The following is an 18,262-nucleotide window of genomic DNA, read 5'->3' as shown; positions in this document are numbered from 1 at the left end:
ATGACAAACCAAGAGATATTAAATATGAGCTACTCTATCCAAAATGCAAATCGATTTAAATGGTCGTCTATAACTGGAGAGCTACTATCAGAAAGATTATCTCACTTAAATAAATATATAATTGGGAATACTGTTTTGGATGTCGGTTGTGGTGGTGGAGCCTATGTGAATTTTCTTGCAGAACAAGGACTTGAAGTAATTGGTGTTGACCAATATCAGGATTTTCTACAAGTCGCTAGTGAAGCCCAATATCAGGGTAGCTTTGTACAGGCAGATGCAGCCAAGTTGCCCTTTGAGGAAAATAGTTTTGATTCGGCCTATTGTTTCGATGTTTTAGAACATGTAGATGACCGAAAAGTACTCAAGGAAATATCTCGCGTTACATCCAAACGGATTATCCTAACAGTTCCTCAAAAAGACGAACATATGGAGCAGTTTGGATTGTCATTTATGACATATCGCGATCCCACCCACCTAAGATATTATTCGGAAGATTCCCTTCGAGAACTGTGTCTATCGATTAAGCCTGAAAATATCAAGATTTTTCCCGAAGGTTATTTATCATGTCCCTGGATTATCGAATATTTTATAGATAATGACTCTGAAAATATTGATTTAGGATCAGAACAAAAATCTGAGTTTAAAAAGTATCGAGAGCTAGCTTATAAATTTGTAATTAGAAAGTTGTTAAAGAGGATCTCATACAAGAAAATTTTTCTAGGATTAGTTGCTGTTATTGATTTAGAGGGATTTAAGCCGATTGCACTATCTAAGATATCGTAAGTAGGATTGAATTTACTCCATCGGCTCATGTACTAGAGACTAGCTATGGTTTGCAAACTTATGCTTCAGACTGCCAGTGAACTTCGTTGACTATAGGATTAGGTAAGATGCAAAAAATTAGGCTGGCATATGACATTAGTCCATTGGGTCTTTATTTTAGTTGGCCAGATTCTAAAACGGGTATTTATAGAGTCGCCGAAGAAATATTATATGAACTGCTAGAAGAAGATACGCTGGATATTACCCTGATGGGTTTGTGTGGTGAAGCACTGGCATATACCAACGTTGGATGTCAGAAATACTTCATTAATCGAAAAGAAGGTGAGAAGACAAATATAAATTTCGGAAAAGCTGAGTTTGCAACAAGCTATAAGAGCCGATTGAACATTAAGTGGCTATACAGCATCCTCTATGGACGATATTTCTCAAAACGATTTCAAAAAAAGTCTAAGAAATCCCTGGAATCGCTTTTAGTCAGGGCTCCATTAAAGGCTATAGAACTAACTAAGCTTGAAAGATTTGACACATATCGAATATTTGATCCTACTCAATATGATCTATTGCACTCGACCTATTTTAAGGTACCTCCTAGAGAACTGACTCAGGATATACCGAGGCTGATCACGATTTATGACCTAATCCCACTAACTGCTAAAGAATTTGTTGATCCAAATTTAAATAGTTATTTTTTTGAAACAATCAATAGTATCGATCATCATAAGGACTGGGTTACCTGCATTTCTGAATATACACGTCAAGAATTTTGTGACTATACGGGTTTCCCAAAAGAACGTACATTTGTTAGCTATCTCGGTGCAGATAGTGCTTTTGGAATTATTGATGATAAATATCAAATAGACAGTGTGAGACAATCCTATGGTATTAAAAGCTCAAATTATTTCCTATGTCTGGCGAGTCACTTAGACCCCAGGAAAAACATTTTTCATCTGATTAAAACATTTGTACGTCTAATTAGAGAAAATCCTCGTCTTGATGTTAGTTTAGTTCTGATTGGGACCCTTAGGTTTCAGCGTAGGGATGTGGAGGCTGCCTTTCAAGAATTTGCTGACTATATGGAACAAATCGTCTTTACAGGATATGTGCCTGATGCAGACTTAAATACTATTTACAATGGAGCAACAGCGTTTGTTTTTCCATCTCTTTATGAAGGTTTTGGTTTGCCGATATTGGAAGCAATGCAGGCTGGAGTTCCAGTGATTTCATCTAATTCAACCTCTCTTCCTGAAGTGGCTGGCGATGCGGCAATTTTAGTTGATCCAAAAGATGAAACGGCCCTGTGTCAATCAATGCTCGATGTTTTCCGAGATGACGATCTGCGTCAGCAGCTATCTCAAAAAGGATTAGTGCAGGCTAGAAAATTTAGTTGGAAAAAGTGTGCTGGTCAGACAGTGGAAATATATCGTGAAATTCTTGATAGAAATTTATAAGGATAGAAAATGCTAGAGCCTTCAGTTTCTGTATCAAAGTCTCGATTATGTACTCAGCTAGAATTTGAGTCTAAGACATTTCAGGATTGGCTAGTTTGTCTTAGAGAAAAACGAAAGTTGACACATCGTAAATCTTGGGAATATTGTTTTATTCTTCAAACGCTCTATGAGCAAAAACTTCTTTGCCCAGGTATTTCAGGATTAGGATTTGGTGTTGGTCGGGAACCTCTGGTTTCTCTGTTTTGTAGTCGAGGTGCCTCTATCTGCGCGACAGATTTAGTTGATGATATGGCAAGTGCGAAAGGTTGGATTGAGACTAGTCAGCATGCATCAGGTCTTGAATCGCTAAATTTGCGTAACCTTTGTCCAGATGATTTATTTCATCAAAACTGCACGTTTCGGAATGTGGATATGAATCAGATACCTAACGATTTGCAGAACTTTGATTTTATTTGGTCCTCATGTTCTTTAGAGCATCTTGGGACGCTAAGTCTTGGCGAACAATTTATTTATAATGCGATGAACTGTCTTAAGCCAGGTGGTCTGGCTATACACACTACGGAATATAACGTTTCTTCGAATTTCTTTACTATTAGACGTGGTGATACAGCCTTATATCGTCGTCGAGATATTAAGAGAATAGCTCGTAATTTGCGAAAGCAAGGACATAAAATCGATGTGGATTTTACATTGGGGACCTTGCCTAAAGATAGTTTTATTGATCTTCCTCCCTACAAGCATAACCCTCACTTGAAGTTGAAATTTGCAGGTTATGTCATTACTTCTATTGGATTAGTTATAAAGAAAGCAATGTAGCTGCGTTATTTTTCCTAATGTCCAAAGTAGTACTTTAAAGGCTGTTTTATTCAATCAAATACTTTTGTTAGATGTAAATGGCTTGAATTTTAATCCTAAAAGTTATGAGGACATTTTGAAGACATTAAAGGTAGCTTATGATTGTTCTGTGCTGGGAGTTGGCTATGTAAATCCCAAGGGTAGGACAGGTATTTTCCGTTTTACCGAGCAAATACTTATTAGGCTCATAGAGCATCCATTGGTCGAACTGACTGCGGTGGGATTTAATGGTACATCTTCGATTTGGGAAGAGGTTTCTGCCCAGCTTTATTTGACTGACGGAGGTTATCTCGATTTAACATTTTGCCATCGCTACGAAAATGTTTTGCGATCGCTGGTTCAGCCAGCAGTAAAGCTACAAAAATACTGCATTGCCAGAACTTATCAGTCATTTAACCCTCTGTACCTAGCGTCTATTGGATTGCAAGTACCCTTTAAGCAACTGGCCAGATTGAGTAGGCCCAAAAACTTGTCTGAAACCAGTTGTCAAGTCTACCATTCGACGTTTTTTGCATTGCCCCATAGATCGTTGCCTGAGTCAGCAGAGCGGGTTTTGACGGTCCATGACATGATTCCGCTGCTTTATCCCCAACATTTCACATCTGCAGCTCTTGCTAAATACAAAGTAGCTATTGATAGTATTCGTCTTGAGCAAGATTGGGTGATTTGCGATTCGGAATCGACTCGACAAGATTTTTGCAAATTGGTGCCTATGGATCCTAGTCGCGTGTTTACGGCTCATCTGGCGGCGATGCGGGATTGTTTCCCGATCACAGACACTGAATTAATTGACCAAATCCTAAAGCAATACAAAATTCCTGAAACCCCCTATTTCTTAACTCTTTCAACCTTAGAACCCCGCAAAAATTTATCGGTTTTAATCAAATCTTTTCTCGAACTTATCCAGGCTGATCCTAGCTTAGATGTGAACTTAGTATTAGTGGGCCCGAGCGGCTGGAAAAACAATAGTTTATTTCAAATAATTGCCGAACATCCACAGCTTGAGTCTCGGATCTTTTTTACCGGATATGTTCCCGATAGAGATCTCAATGCCCTCTATAGTGGCTGTCTTAGCTTTGTTTATCCTTCCCTATATGAAGGATTTGGATTACCTCCCCTAGAAGCCATGCAATGTGGAGCACCTGTCATCACCTCTAATACGAGTTCCTTGCCAGAAGTTGTAGGAAATGCTGGCATCATGGTCGATCCCCATAGCATCAATGAGCTTTGTCAGGCTCTATGGAGTGTAGCAACCGATAGCAGTTTACGAACAGATATGAGGCAACAATCTATTCAACAAGCGAGACAGTTTAGCTGGCAAACCTGTGTAGATCAAGTTGTTGACGTTTATCGACTGGCTGCAGAAACGAGTTCGAAATAATTTAACGACGGCGGCGATGAATCTTCTTTATACCCTTACGGCTTATCCCCCTTCCATTGGCGGAGCGCAATTACATCAACACCTGCTAGCTCAGCAGTTGGGTGAAAGTCATGCCATACAGGTGGCTAGTTTTTGGAATGCTAACCGTACGGACTGGCTGTGGGGCACTACGATGGGAGCGCACAGAAACTCCTATGACTACACGATTGACAATATTAATGTCCGTCGGCTGGGTTTTCATTGGTTAGAAAAGCTAAAAATGAGCTGTCTGCTGCCGTTTTACTATCCCTGTATGTCGGTAGCACTGCCTCTCTTATCCAGGTCCATTATTTCTCATTTGCGGGAGCTGGCTCAGTCGGTTGATTTGATCCACAATGTTCGCATTGGCCGCGAAGGATTAACCTATGCATCTTGGCAGTTAGCAAGACAGAGGCATATTCCCTTTCTGTTAACTCCTGTACATCATCCTCGCTGGGTGGGATGGCGCTATTGTGAGTATATTAAGCTTTATCGTCAGGCTGATGCAGTTATTGCCCTGACAGTTGCTGAGAAAGGTATTCTTTCGGGGTTAGGTGTTAGCCCTGATCGGATTCACGTAACCGGACATGGTCCCGTGTTAGCGGCAGAGGCTAACCCTGATAGGTTTCGCCAAAAATATCAGCTGCAAAATCCCATTGTGCTTTTCCTGGGACAGCATTATCCCTACAAAGGATATGTCCAACTGTTAACAGCGGCGACATCTGTGTGGTGCGACCACCCTGATACGGAGTTTGTGTTTATAGGACCATCTGTTAAACAATCCGAGAACATATTTCAAACCTGCGCTGATCCTCGTATCCACCGCTTAGGTAAAGTCTCTCTGCAGGAGAAAACAGATGCTCTGGCAGCTTGTACGTTGTTGTGTGTCCCATCTATACAGGAAAGCTTTGGTGGGGTATACACAGAGGCCTGGTCTTTTAAAAAGCCTGTTATTGGTTGCCCTATCCCCGCTGTTTCAGAATTAATTACTGACGAAGTTGATGGATGTTTGGTGACACAGCAGGCGGATGCGATCGCAGACCGCATAAATTATTTACTGTCAAATAGCGGTGTGGCGGCAAAACTGGGGTTAGCAGGGCACCGGAAGGTACAGGCTAATTATACATGGTCACGGCTGGCAGAAAAAACTGCACAGATTTATCAGTCTGTATGTAAGAACGGTTAAACCTATGGGATAAAAAGAACAATTCTTTTATCATTTATTCGCTAGGCTTAGTAGTTATAGTGTTGGTCCCTTTGATTGGGCAAACAATGCAATTGAACCAGAGTGCTGAAAAAATTTTAGGGACACGGGTTGATAGCACAACGTATGAAGATGCCTGCGATCGCATCTCCACCTGGGCTAAAGCAAAACAGTCCTGTTACATTGTGGCAGCCAATGTCCATGTCGTGATGACGGCTTATTGGAATCGAGCCTATCGTCGAGTTCTGAACCATGCGGCCCTAGTGACCCCTGATGGGATGCCCCTGGTGTGGGGGTTACGGTGGCTGGGCATAGCTCGCCAGTCGCGGGTGTACGGTCCTGATCTGATGTTGGCCTGGTGCGATCGCGCTGTCCAAGAACACTTGCCCATTTACCTCTACGGTGGCACTGATGCCATGGTGCAGCGTCTATCTCAGAACTTACAACAGCAGTTTCCCCAGTTAATAGTTGCGGGTGTCCATGCTCCCCCATTCAGACCTCTAACGCTAGAGGAAGAAGCAGCTGACATTGCAACTATCCACCAGTCTGGGGCAGCTGTAGTCTTTGTAGGGTTAGGCTGTCCTAAGCAAGAAGAGTGGATGGCGCGCCAGCAGGATAAACTCAACGCCGTCATGATTGGTGTGGGTGCTGCCTTTAGCTTTCACAGTGGAATGGTATCCCAAGCGCCCCGCTGGATGATGGCCTGGGGGCTGGAATGGGTCTATCGTCTGTGGCAAGAACCCCGCCGACTATGGCGACGCTATGTGCTGAACAATACGGCATTTCTCGTATTATTTGGATTGCAGTTAATGAATCGAACGATGCGGTCTATCCTAAAGCCATACTCAGAGCATTCCTCCGGTTAAGGGTTGGTATGCTGCGGGGGTGCTCTCACTTTCCTCAGATATTTAATGAAAGAGCCGTCGTCACTAAAACCAAGCCGTAAACAGAATTTGCTGTTTGCCGTAGGGACAGATATTCGGGCCAACCGTTGGGGCAACTCTGGGCAGCTCTTAGGTTGGCATAGCCTTAGGGTATTGAGCCTGCTCCTGAGTGATGCCCTGGCCCTGGGAGTAGCCTGGCAGCTGGCCCGATTTTTGAACAAATTTTATTCTCCGATTCCTGATCAGCTGGTGTGGTGGGTCTGGTTGGGATTGCCCAGTTTGTTTTGGTTGTTTGCCGCTGTGACACTACTGCTGTTTACTCACTATGGTCTCTACGGCGCTACGGTACGAGCGCGAGACTATCTGCGGGCAGCCCAGTTGGTGAGCTGTGTTTATTTTGTATCGTTAGTGCTGGCTTATTTCTACGATCCAAAGCTAGATGCGCCCCGTTCGCTTTTTTTTAGTGCCTGGGTGGGCAGTATTTTCTTGGTATTAATCACGCGTCTCGGTACCAATGGATTATTGGCCCGATGGCAAGGAGCAAGGTCTCCTTCACGGGTATTTCTAATTACGAATGCTAGTCGGATGCACCGCCTATCAAAGATATTGGAGCAGCGGTCTCACTATCGGGTGGTGGGGGCTGCCATCGTCTCAATGGCTAATACGGAGACAATATTTCAGCAAATTTTATCAGCCCAGCCAGATGAAGTATTTGCTGAAGATGTGCCGGATGTCGAGTTGGCATCTGGTCTGTACTGGCGATTGCGCAGTGCCAATATTCCCCTAAGGTTACTGCCGTCGAGTCGAGAAATGCTCTACCGGCGCGGTATGCCAGAGATTGTAGCTGGGCTGCCCACGCTGATGATTGAAACTTCTGTTTTTCAGAGTGTTGATTACCGCATTAAGCGGTGGCTGGATTATGGATTAGCGACTTTGACCATACTGTTGCTGAGTCCTGTGTTTGTGGGGGTTGCGATCTCTATTCGTATAAACTCACCGGGACCTGTATTTTTCAAACAAGAACGTATAGGGCTACGGGGGCAGGTGTTTCAGCTATGGAAGTTTCGCTCTATGACAGCTGATGCACCTCAACGCCAGGCTCAGCTTGAACAGCACAATCAGAGTGTTGATGGCATCATGTTTAAGCTTCAGAACGATCCACGGATCACTCCTGTAGGAAGGTTTCTGCGGCGCACTAGTCTCGATGAGCTGCCCCAACTCTTTAATGTGTTGCTTGGGCAAATGAGCCTTGTTGGGCCACGTCCTTTACCCTTGCGGGATGTTGCTCAGTTTGATCAGTGGCATCATATTCGTCATCAAGTCCTTCCAGGCATTACGGGGCTCTGGCAAGTGTCAGGGCGTTCTGATATTGAAAACTTTGATGATGCAGCCCGGTTGGATTTGCACTACATCGACAATTGGTCCTTAAATCTGGATCTAGAAATCTTAATGGCTACCCTGCGAATTGTGCTGACAGGGTTGGGAGCTTATTGACTAGAATTTGTTTGAATGTGGCCTAATCCATGGCCTGGGGTAAAAGAATATGGGCGCATCGCACCGATTTACTGCATACGATGGTTTGCTCAGTCTGGCATTGCTAGGTTTCGCGGTCTTTGCCTGGCTACCCGACAGTTATTTTCGTATGGTGAGCTGGCCCTGGATCTTGGTGTGGCAAGGGGCATTTTTGCTGGTGACTGGTACCTGTCTTTGGCAGCTGCGGCGATTTGATCAACCATTTTATGGTTTGGGATTTGGCTTGGATTGGGTGGTAACAGCTTTGTTAGGATGCCTGGTGCTAACCACTGCAGCTGCAGAATTTCCGCTACTGGCCATACAAAATAGTCTCTTGGTGGGCTGCTATGTCATCTTGCTTTATGGGTTACGTCATGCCCCTGGGTTGCAGCCGTTAAGGTTGTGCCAGGGCGTAGTTTGGGTAGGTGCGATCGCAGCCATTATTAGTCTGATTCTCTGGCGACCGACGGTGGACATGTGGCTATCGGATAATTTTTACGATGCCATTCGTAATCGCTTTCCCTTAGGCCACCATAATTTTACAGGTGGATACTTTGTGCTGGTATTACCCCTAGCGGTAGGACTTGCTGGGTGGTACAAAACCTGGCGGCGATGGACCTATGGCCTGATCAGTGGTCTCATGGCCATGGCGCTCTACGCCTCCGGGTCGCGGGGGGCATGGTTGGGCGGGATAGTCCTCATCCTAGGCGTGATAATCGTCAGCATTATTCGTAGCCGTGGTAAACAGCGGCGATGGGCCATTACGCTCTCCATTGTGACCTTAGGGATAGTACTGGTGTTATTGGTTAGTAATCCTCGGATTCGGACACTGATCCCTCTAGCTCCCACAGACATCTTAACTAATCCAGCGGTTGTGAGTGACGGCCCTACAGTAGATCGTTTTTTTATGGCCCAGGCAACCGGGAATGTTTTGCGCCATCGACCTTTGTTGGGGCTTGGTCCTGGTAACTTAGGGCGATTGTACGATCGCTATCGTCCGGTGATGGCCGGTACCGGACTTAGCCAGGTGCAGCAACTACACAACACTCCGCTGCAAATTGTTGCAGAGCTAGGGCTGGGTGGAGGATTGATTTACTTGGGCTCAATATTATGTCTCTTCAAGTGGTTGCGATATCTCCAGCATCAAGCAGTCCCAGTCCCCGATAAATGGTCAGCAAAGTTACTATGCATTGGATTGCTGGGGTATGGCATTTCTAGTCTGAGCGATTATCAATTAGAAAACATCCCCATTGCAGTTACCCTAATTGTACTCGTGGCAGCCATTACACAAGTAGCCTCTGAGCCCTCTGCTGGGTTATCCAGGGGTATCCGCCGTTGGCTCAGTTTGTTATTGCTCACTACATTCGTGATAACACTACATTTTTGGCTACGAACGGATCTCGCTATCTTATTTACCCACCAGGGGGTCAGGGCCATATCCCAGGGCAATGTCACCCGTGCTGGCGACAAATTCTACACGGCTGCTCAAATAGCGCCATGGGATCCCACACCCATTGCCCTGGCAGCCCAGCAGTTGGACAACATGACTCAAACCACCAACCACAACCACCAAACTACGCTGCAGCAAGAAGCTCTCAGTCTCTATCAACAAGCTCTCAAGGTGGCTCCCAACGATATTTGGTTTAACCAAAATGTAGCTGTCTTAGCCTGGCAAACTGGTGATGTTGTTACCGCCCACCAAGCCATTAGTAAGGTGGTGCAATTGAGCCCCCGCAGTCAAAACCATAGCTACTATCTTTTGGGGTTAACCTCCCAAATGTTAGGCGATACTGAAGCGACAGTCGCAGCACTCGCGCTGGAATGTTTAGTCAATCCTCAGGTCTTCACCTTCGAGAGCTGGCAACATGAGTTAGCACCCTTGAAACAGGCTGTTTCTGACCAGGTGCTAAAACATTATGGCACTATCCTCGCAGGACTAGGAGTCGGGCATCCTCTCAGTAGCCAAGTTCAGAATCACATGGCTGCGGTCAGGTGGTGGGCGAATGGGGTGTCAGCTATTAACCCTAATCAGGTTGACCGTTTACTACTAAAAGCGTTGATCGCCCTAGAGGACTCACCCGATCAATCGATGCAATTTCTCGATATATGTATTGCAGCTAAGTCGTCTAGTTCAGAAGCTCAAAGGTGTAGCCTACTTAAGGCATGGTTACGCCCTCATGAGTATTTATCGATCTATTTGCAGACACTTGATATAGAGGAGGCAGAAAAAGAGGTGTTGAGATCGCACATCATAACCCAGCGTAGTCTCAGAAACTGGCTCTGCTCAACAACTAGTCCAGTAGAAAACAACCAACGCGTGGCCCTATCATTGCTTTATCGTAACTACTACGCTAGCAAAATTTCTTCTATCTTGATACCTGACAACTTGCAGCAATTTTCTTTGCCTGTATCTCTTGGCCTATTTTCTCTCAATTGGCCACGAGAGTTACCTGTCCTGGATGACCTCGTGGAAACTCTGCGTACAGAGACACTGGGGTTGCCTCATCCTACACGCAACAACTTTAGATTATCTTCTGCAGCCACCTAACCTTGATCACCATCATTGCCACCTGAGACTGCTTGATCGGCAATTGACGAGATCATATTTTCATCTTTGATTAGGAGATCCGCATGACATCAGCATCTACTCACCCCACTCTCGTCAAAACCTTAATGCGTTGGCAAGAACATTGGTTAAGTATTGCAGGCGTGGTCAGCTTGCTCATCTTTGCCTGGCTACCTGACAGCTACTTAAAAATGAGGAGCTGGCCCTGGATTGTTATATGGCAATTTGGATGGCTTGCCATTGCAAGAAGTGCTGTATGGAGACTAAGACAGTTTCAACGCCCCTGGCAATGGCTCGGACACGGTCTGGATCAAATCTTTCTAACATTGGTCTTAGTCTTATTGATAACCTGTGGCTTTGCCATGGATCGGGGGCTAGCATTTTTAAATTGTTTGCTAGTTTTTGCCTACATCATTGCCCTTTATCTCTTTCGTAACTCTCTATCTCCAAAACCATCACACATTCGTCGTTTTTGGATGGGATTTGTAGTTGTTAGTACTGTATCAAGCTTGATAGCGTTGTGGTTATGGCAACCCACTACAGACATGTGGCTATCCAACCGATTTTATGATGCTCTCCGTAATCGTTTTCCACTGGGACATCATAATTTCTCAGGTGGTTATTTTGCCCTAACACTGCCAATGGCTGTAGCATTCGCGATCGCTCATACAGGGTGGCGTCGGTGTTTAGGCGCAATAACCAGCCTTAGTATTGCCATTGCGTTATATTCATCGGGCTCCAGAGGGGCCTGGTTAGGGAGTAGTGTTGCATTGCTAATCAGCTTCGGAACCGTTCTTTGGCAGAGCCATGGCAAACAACGATGGCAGGTATTTCTGATTAGTTTCCTTTGCGCTGGTGGAGTGATATTACTATTTTTGAGTAATCCGAGAATCCGCAGTTTTGATATTCATCGTCAAGGCCCCACATTTGATCGTATTTTAATGGTTCGAGCGGCAGGCAACATTTTAAACCATCGACCACTTGTTGGCGTTGGTCCTGGCAATATGGCCCATGCCTATAACGTCTATCGCCCTATTGAAGGCGGGACTGGCCTAGAAATGGCCCAACAGTTACATAATTTACCCGTGCAGATTGCGGGAGAGTTGGGTTATGCAGGGCTTATAGTCTACGGATGGTTGTTATTTAACATTGCCAAACTATGGATTAGATTAAATCAATCTGCTTCAAATCATACAGAACGCTGGCTTCTATACGGCATTGGGCTGAGTGGTCTAAGTTATGCAGTTTCCAGCCTCACCGATTACCAACTCGAAAATATTCCTATTGCTGCTACATTAATTTGTCTATTACTCTTACTTATTTTGAAAGCCGATCAGGCCATTTCCCAAGGATCGCCAAGCTCGACCTCCGTCAAATATGCTTCAGTACCACTAAGACGACTGTTAAGTCTCAGTATCCTCAGTATTTTGCTCTTACAATTCAGTTTTTGGGGAGCTACATCAATAGCCATATATTTCAATCAGTCAGCGATAAAAAAAGCCAACAATAATCAGTTAGTTGAGGCTGAAGCCGACTTTATAAAAGCAGCAAAACTCAATCCTTGGGACCCTACACCGAATGCCTTGATGGCGCAGCTAATGTATGACGTTAGTCGTGCAGCCCCTACTGCAGAGGATCGTCAGCTCTTAATGCAGCAAACCATCAATTACTATCTCAATGCTCTGGCAGCGTCTCCTAACGATGCTTGGTTTAACAACAATCTAGCGTTGTTGTATTTGCAGGCAGGCGATCCAGGGCGAGCAGAAGCCTATGCTGAGCGTGCGATCTCGCTTTATCCTAGAAACTATAACTATACTTACTATACCCTGGGACTCGTCTATTTGGCTCAGGCTAAAGTTGAACAAGCAATCGATGCGTTAGCGTTAGAAATGTTGGCTAGTCCAAATTTCATCACAATGCAGATCTGGCATCGTGATCCTTTGGCGTCACTCCAGCCTCGCATATTAGATAAAGCTATTTCCTATTATGAACATGTGCAAAGCCTGCTTGGTCCTGATCATCTCTATGGCAACCAGCTTTACGAACAATCTTTGTTGATCCGTTGGTGGGCGGAGAGAAGTTTACCTGAAACCATCCAATGGCAGAGACTGAGACCGATTGTACAGGCTGTTATACAAGCGAACACTGAACCTGAGCAAGCATTGATGCTAGTGAAGCAGCAACTAGAAACATTCCACGATACAGAAGGATTAAAACTACTTAGAGCGTGGTTAAAGCCCGATTTATATTTGGAACAGTATCTTGCAAGTGCAGATTTATCTGAGGAAGAGGCAGTCAATATTCGATCTGAAATTTTGGAAAAACGTATGCTGAAAGATTGGCTGACTGCTAGTGTTGGCACACCCAGTGAACGTAAGCGAGGGAGTCTCAGTCTTGCCTATCGAAATGCTAGTGCAAATGGAATTACGTCTATCCTTAGACCAGAGGCTTTAGAATACAGTATTTTACCTAATCAGGTTCTACAACTGTTTGTTGCTATGCCAAGAGACTTACCGATCTTAGATGAATTGATGGAATCAATTCGAGCTGAACAACTTAACCTTGTCCATTCAACTCGTAATAGATTTGAGTTAGCCCCATTAGAATTACCCCCTAGTCAATCGGATCGTGATTAAAATCCTCTTAGCTTGTTGTTATATTTTTCTCACGCTTTTACCCAACAGCCATACATTAATTGTTTCATGGCCATGGGTGCTAATCTGGCAAATTATGCTTATCATACCCATTGTATGGTTAAGTCTCCAGATAGCTCATAGTCAACGACTTTTCTTACTAAACTCTGGGTTTGATATTGTAATTCTCCTATTGTTGTTGGGTATAGGGGGTAATATCGCTTTTGCTCAGTATCCCAACCAGGCCATCTGGCAAGGTATCCCTTTGTTAGGTTTTATTGCTGGGCTGTATGCCCTCAACCAATGGCTACAGGAAGACCACTGTTCTGAAAAATTATTTCTTTTTCAAGGTGGCCTAGGTCTTGCTTTTATTATCGTGAGTTTAGTTCTCTGGAGTAGCCAAACTGTTATCCCAGAGCTTGCCCAATTACAGACGCTTAACGCCATTGGGATTAGCAGCAGTTTTAATCTAAATGAGATCCCTCTTCGGAACTGGCATCCTTTGGGACATCAGAATTATGTTGCAGGTTATTTATCCTTAGTCTTACCTGTTCTTCTGAGTTTGGGGCTGCAACGTTCAGGTTGGCAACGACATGTGTGGCTCACTGGATTTATTCTGGGTCTTGTTGATCTTTATACAACCTATTCTAGAGCAGGTTTTTTGTGTGTAGGGCTGTGCAGCATTATTTTTTGTGGAACCCTAATTCTACAGAAAAAATACTCAAACCGTTGGCGCTTAGCAGCCATAGTGATGTTACTGATGACCATTGGCATCACCGTTTCCAATTCGAGGGTCATCAGCTTTATCGCAGTTTTTTTAACAAATACGGCAAATAGCGATGTTTATCGAATCATTACTAATTCAACCGGGATAACCATGGGGAGCGCCCATCCTTGGACAGGGTTAGGCCTCGGTAATGTGCCTCTGCTGTATCAACAATTTCGTCCCTTTTGGGCTGGTCAAGAGGCTGAACTGACCTTTCAGCTACACAGTACACCTGCTCAAATCTGGGCAGAAATGGGGCTTTGGGGATTGATTTTAGGCATCGTCACAATAGCACTAGGGATACGGGCTGTCAGGACAGCGGCTGTCCTGACAGCTAAGGGCTCTGATGAGATATCTCGTAAGGGGCAACTCTCTAACGAGTCGATTAAAAGTTTATGGTTTGGGTTGTTTGCCTATGGACTTTATAGTTTGACTGACTACCAGTTAGATAATGTTGCTATTAGCGGCACACTTGTCGTTTATGGGGCGTTAATTTTGTCCCATTGGCAATTACAAACAACAGTTAATTCAGTACCCATCAAGACCCGCGCTATTACCCTGGGTGCGTTGGGGTGGGCTCTTTTCATCACCCTTTGGCTAATACCTGTGCATCGAGCCTGGCACTTATCAAGTCAAGGATTTTTGGCATTACATCAAGATAATCTGCAGGGAATGCGTCGGTATCTAGAAAAGGCGACTCAACTCGTGCCTTGGGATCCCTATTACCCGAATCAAATTGCTTGGAATCTGGGTGATCATGCTCTGACGGGAGCTTCTGTAGAAGCGCTTACAGATAGTCTGGCTTGGTTTCAGCAGTCATTAGAAATTGCCCCTGCTCAAGAATTTGTCCATACAAATATGGGATGGTTGTTGGTTAATACTGAGCCCAAAGCTGCCACTCAGTCTTTTATGGCGTCCATTCGACTAATTCCTGCAAAGAAAGGACTGTTTTTTAGCTTAGGCTATAGCCTACTGCAACAAAATGAACTGGCGCTGGCAATACAGGCATTTACGTTGGAAAGCTTACGAAGTCCTTTAATTGTTACTAGTCCACTATGGCAGCAACCACCATTACAGATGCTTTACCCCCAAGTATTAGCTAATGTTGAGACTACATTGACTCAGTTTATTGCCACTAACCAAGAGCCAACCCTTCAATCCTACTGGCAGCATATTCGAGCTGGGATCCTCTGGTGGCGAGGAGATTCGGCTGCGGCCCAGGTCGATTGGCAAGCGGAAAACTTTACCTTAGGTAACCTATTTGGTCAGCTAGATCAGGGCAATAAGGCTCAGATAAATTCTCTCTTATCAGATGTAGATCCAGCCAGTGCTGCCATTATCCATGCATGGTTAGAGCCAGATAACCGACCAAAACTGCTTAAACAAGCGCTGCTTACCCAGACTGTTTCGGAGGTTTATGCCTATGACAGTGAAATCCAAACAAATTTGCTACAAAAGTTACAAATCACCATGCAGACTGCAGACACATTTTCCGCTTGGTTAAAACACCATGCGCCTAGTCAAAATCTACGGAATGAACGATTGGGGTTTGGCATTATCAGTCGTCATATTGATGGTCCAATACCCAGTGACTTTCTCCCTAGAAGCGAAAACATACCTATGCAACTATTTTTTGGTTCCGTGTTACAGTCACCTGCTTACAATAAAGCCCTAGATATTGCTCTACAGCCATTAAGAAACGAGTTGTTAGATAATATAGACGCTTCTTGATGCAGTTCATGCGAGGTCACTCTACTGGTAAGGTAACATTTATTTTGCCAGTGCTATTATCAATAGAAATATCCCCACCTAGGGCTCTAATCTCTTCAATGATTCGCTGACGAGATGTATCATCCAACGCAGAGTTTAAGAGACCTAGCCATGCATTGATCCTAACTATTTTGTTATCAGGATTTACCTGGAGAGACTGCACCATACGTCGTGAAAGTTGAGCAACAAGCTCGCTATCGGGATGATTAGATACATCAGCCCAGTCCGCTGCCATTTGATAAGACGCTTTAGCATTGTCGCTATCACCTAAGAACAGGAGTTCATCGGCGGCCTTATAACGCCAAACCAAAAATGAGTCTGCCGGTTTATTAGGCTGCAATTGCTTTAATCCTTGATTTAGTAACGCAACTGAACGGGTTGGCTGGCCAGCGTACATGGTAGAACTGCTAGAAGCAAATATGTAGAATGGAATATAGTATGGATCATTTGCCAAGATAAGGCTAAAGAAATCGGGACTTAGGCCATAACCGGTTTGTTCTCGTAATGGGTCATTCCCAAAATATTGCAGAAATTTAAGGAATATTCCATCAGCAAATAGGTTTTCAAACCCTAGCTTAGGTAGAGTACTTAACAGGTAAAGTTGTTCAGTTCTCACGGATGTAGTATTTTCTAGATTACTGCCAACAGAAAACTGTTTGAAGTTGAAATCCATATAGGATTTTTGCAGACCTAAAATTAGACTAATTCCAGCTAACATTGTTAACGCTGAAAGCGCTTTCTTCATAGAACAGAAACGATTAGATTATTGACCAATATCTGTATATATTGTCGCATCACAGGTGAGGGCACCAGTCACCCCTAATCCAAAGTTTGCCAGGGTTAACCCACTTGCATCTGTTCCCGGCACATTGCCTCCTTCAATAGGGGCTGAGAGAGCTTCACAAATGGTTGTTAATGTTGTTGCTTCGCCAGCGGTCGATGTGCCTAGTTTTGTGGGGCCAACATAGGCTTTTAATGCAGCTGTTTGGGGGTTAGCAACATTAACGATATAGGTAAGGTTTGCAGAATTTGTAGCGATGCTGTAAATGTAGTTATTCGTTTCTGACTTTAAGCCTAAACCGAGTTCATCAAAAGCAACCTGGGGGGCAAACTTCAAATTTTCGAGAAAATAGGCTTGTTGAGCACGATTTATAGAGCCTATATAGGCTTTGCCTTCTGCCTGTTTAGCCTTGTTTGCTTGGGAAAGAAAGGACGGGAGTGAGATCGCAGCTAGTATGCCAATAATAATAATGACAACTAAAAGCTCAATGAGAGTAAATCCTTGCTCACGAGAGTCATATAAGCTGAGGGGACGAGCAAAGACCTTACCTCTGGAATGAAAAATCTGAATCACCTTAAACCCCAACGTTGATACGCGTGCAATCTAAATTCATGTGAAAAGTCTATAAGAAGAATCATGACTATAAGTATAGTATTGGCTCAATTTTAAGATTTAGGTGATTGCGCGTTTACAATAATATTCTTTTTGAAAAAATACTTCGTTCTATGACGTAGATCCCGCCTTTAATAGTGCTGTACGAAGCGAAGTACATTAATCGTCTTTAAAAATTCTATTTAAACTAATGCAATGCCAAAAATGACAATCAGGAGAGTGAGATTATGAAAGCTTCGCTGCAGGCAATCACTTTCAACAAAAATTCTTCTCTGAGTCAAGTATCGGCATTGCATTGATGCTTAGTCCAAAAGACCAATCCCCAGATACCTACGTGAGCAAGCCGAGAGGAGTAGCCTCAGTAAAGATGGTCAACGTTAACTAGCTACCAAGATCCTTAAATGTAGCAGGACAAACTAAATCGCCAGTAGTGTTCAAATTAAGAGCAGCGGCAGTCAGGCCACCACCAACGGAACCAAGATCATCATCAGCGGTGGGGTCCGCGCCACTAGGCTCAATCGGTGCTTTTAGAGCTTCACATAGGATTGCTAGGGTAGTTGCCTCACCAGTACCTGCAACGGTGCCCAGCTTAACACCACCAGCATACGCCTTCAGTGCATCTCCATCTGGATCAGCAACGCTGAGAGCATATTGCTTATTGTTACCATCAGTTGCAACACTGTACTTGTAGTTTACGGTTTCAGTATCGATTCCCAAACCCAACTGTGTAAATACATCATGGGTGGCAAACTCATTGTTTTCTAGGTAATAAGCTTGTTGTGCGCGGTTAATGGAACCGATGTAAGTTTTAGCTTCAGACTGCTTGGCTTTGTTAGCCTGGTTCAGGAAGGATGGTAGAGCGATCGCAGCCAGAATACCGATGATGATGATGACTACTAGCAGCTCAATTAGGGTAAAACCTTCGTCAGCTTTTTTCTTACCTGCTAGATGCTGCAGTAGCTTTGCACGTAGAGTGGTCTTCATTATGTAATGTGTCTCCTTGAGGTTTGGGATGTAGCGTCTAGCTCCTTGCTTTAAAGCTACCCATG

At 44.2% G+C, this 18,262-nt stretch carries 13 protein-coding genes; 10 read left to right on the top strand and 3 right to left on the bottom strand.

All coding sequences use genetic code 11. From position 1 onward, the window contains the following. Nucleotides 1-24: 24 nt before the first annotated feature. From IXB50_RS07380 to IXB50_RS07335, 10 genes are all read left to right on the top strand, one after another. Entirely contained in the window at nucleotides 25-783 is a 759-nt protein-coding gene (locus IXB50_RS07380) for a class I SAM-dependent methyltransferase (RefSeq protein WP_215608310.1), read from the top strand. Between the two features lie 86 nt (nucleotides 784-869). Beyond that, complete coding sequence (locus IXB50_RS07375; protein WP_215608309.1) at nucleotides 870-2,231, top strand: glycosyltransferase family 4 protein; 1,362 nt, start codon at nucleotides 870-872, stop codon at nucleotides 2,229-2,231. Between the two features lie 9 nt (nucleotides 2,232-2,240). Continuing rightward, nucleotides 2,241-3,047 carry a class I SAM-dependent methyltransferase gene (locus tag IXB50_RS07370; RefSeq protein ID WP_215608308.1) on the top strand — a complete coding sequence of 269 codons (807 nt, stop codon included), beginning with the start codon at nucleotides 2,241-2,243 and terminating at the stop codon, nucleotides 3,045-3,047. 238 nt (nucleotides 3,048-3,285) lie between these two features. Continuing rightward, nucleotides 3,286-4,467, top strand: a complete 1,182-nt coding sequence (locus tag IXB50_RS07365) for a glycosyltransferase family 4 protein (RefSeq protein ID WP_215608307.1) — start codon at nucleotides 3,286-3,288, stop codon at nucleotides 4,465-4,467. Beyond that, nucleotides 4,424-5,671 carry a glycosyltransferase family 4 protein gene (locus IXB50_RS07360; RefSeq protein ID WP_246564223.1) on the top strand — a complete coding sequence of 416 codons (1,248 nt, stop codon included), beginning with the start codon at nucleotides 4,424-4,426 and terminating at the stop codon, nucleotides 5,669-5,671. The genes IXB50_RS07365 and IXB50_RS07360 overlap by 44 nt, the downstream gene beginning before the upstream one ends. Nucleotides 5,672-5,757: 86 nt before the next feature. Beyond that, nucleotides 5,758-6,555 (top strand): WecB/TagA/CpsF family glycosyltransferase, encoded by a 798-nt coding sequence (locus IXB50_RS07355; RefSeq protein WP_215608306.1) that lies wholly within the window; start codon nucleotides 5,758-5,760, stop codon nucleotides 6,553-6,555. 45 nt (nucleotides 6,556-6,600) lie between these two features. Then, a complete protein-coding gene (locus tag IXB50_RS07350; RefSeq protein ID WP_215608305.1) occupies nucleotides 6,601-8,067 on the top strand; it encodes a sugar transferase in 1,467 nt (488 codons plus the stop codon). 49 nt (nucleotides 8,068-8,116) lie between these two features. Further along, nucleotides 8,117-10,633: an O-antigen ligase family protein gene (locus IXB50_RS07345; RefSeq protein WP_215608304.1), complete on the top strand. Its 2,517-nt coding sequence runs from the start codon at nucleotides 8,117-8,119 to the stop codon at nucleotides 10,631-10,633. Between the two features lie 83 nt (nucleotides 10,634-10,716). Beyond that, nucleotides 10,717-13,287 carry an O-antigen ligase family protein gene (locus IXB50_RS07340; protein ID WP_215608303.1) on the top strand — a complete coding sequence of 857 codons (2,571 nt, stop codon included), beginning with the start codon at nucleotides 10,717-10,719 and terminating at the stop codon, nucleotides 13,285-13,287. A 94-nt stretch (nucleotides 13,288-13,381) separates the two neighbouring features. Continuing rightward, on the top strand, nucleotides 13,382-15,781 hold the full coding sequence (locus IXB50_RS07335; RefSeq protein WP_215608302.1) for an O-antigen ligase family protein: 2,400 nt from the start codon (nucleotides 13,382-13,384) through the stop codon (nucleotides 15,779-15,781). Nucleotides 15,782-15,797: 16 nt separating this feature from the next. On the opposite strand, the gene IXB50_RS07330 is transcribed toward IXB50_RS07335, so the two are convergent. The 3 genes from IXB50_RS07330 to IXB50_RS07320 all read right to left on the bottom strand — a co-directional run bounded on the left by IXB50_RS07330 (nucleotide 15,798) and on the right by IXB50_RS07320 (nucleotide 18,197). Then, entirely contained in the window at nucleotides 15,798-16,565 is a 768-nt protein-coding gene (locus IXB50_RS07330; RefSeq protein WP_215608301.1) for a hypothetical protein, read from the bottom strand. Nucleotides 16,566-16,583: 18 nt separating this feature from the next. Then, entirely contained in the window at nucleotides 16,584-17,174 is a 591-nt protein-coding gene (locus IXB50_RS07325) for a type IV pilin-like G/H family protein (protein WP_326520740.1), read from the bottom strand. 420 nt (nucleotides 17,175-17,594) lie between these two features. After that, nucleotides 17,595-18,197, bottom strand: a complete 603-nt coding sequence (locus IXB50_RS07320; RefSeq protein WP_215608300.1) for a type IV pilin-like G/H family protein — start codon at nucleotides 18,195-18,197, stop codon at nucleotides 17,595-17,597. Nucleotides 18,198-18,262: the final 65 nt, after the last annotated feature.

It is taken from the genome of Leptothoe spongobia TAU-MAC 1115 (assembly GCF_018739885.1).
Lineage (GTDB): Bacteria > Cyanobacteriota > Cyanobacteriia > Phormidesmidales > Phormidesmidaceae > Leptothoe > Leptothoe spongobia.
Note: the sequence above shows the minus strand (reverse complement) of the source record. Positions and strands in the feature narration are given on the sequence as shown.

Coding starts and splice junctions, on each gene's coding strand:
- IXB50_RS07320 (WP_215608300.1), bottom strand. CDS start 18,197: ATGAAGACCACTCTACGTGCAAAGCTACTGCAGCATCTAGCAGGTAAG.
- IXB50_RS07345 (WP_215608304.1), top strand. CDS start 8,117: ATGGGCGCATCGCACCGATTTACTGCATACGATGGTTTGCTCAGTCTG.
- IXB50_RS07355 (WP_215608306.1), top strand. CDS start 5,758: ATGCAATTGAACCAGAGTGCTGAAAAAATTTTAGGGACACGGGTTGAT.
- IXB50_RS07340 (WP_215608303.1), top strand. CDS start 10,717: ATGACATCAGCATCTACTCACCCCACTCTCGTCAAAACCTTAATGCGT.
- IXB50_RS07330 (WP_215608301.1), bottom strand. CDS start 16,565: ATGAAGAAAGCGCTTTCAGCGTTAACAATGTTAGCTGGAATTAGTCTA.
- IXB50_RS07370 (WP_215608308.1), top strand. CDS start 2,241: ATGCTAGAGCCTTCAGTTTCTGTATCAAAGTCTCGATTATGTACTCAG.
- IXB50_RS07380 (WP_215608310.1), top strand. CDS start 25: ATGAGCTACTCTATCCAAAATGCAAATCGATTTAAATGGTCGTCTATA.
- IXB50_RS07350 (WP_215608305.1), top strand. CDS start 6,601: ATGAAAGAGCCGTCGTCACTAAAACCAAGCCGTAAACAGAATTTGCTG.
- IXB50_RS07335 (WP_215608302.1), top strand. CDS start 13,382: ATGCTTATCATACCCATTGTATGGTTAAGTCTCCAGATAGCTCATAGT.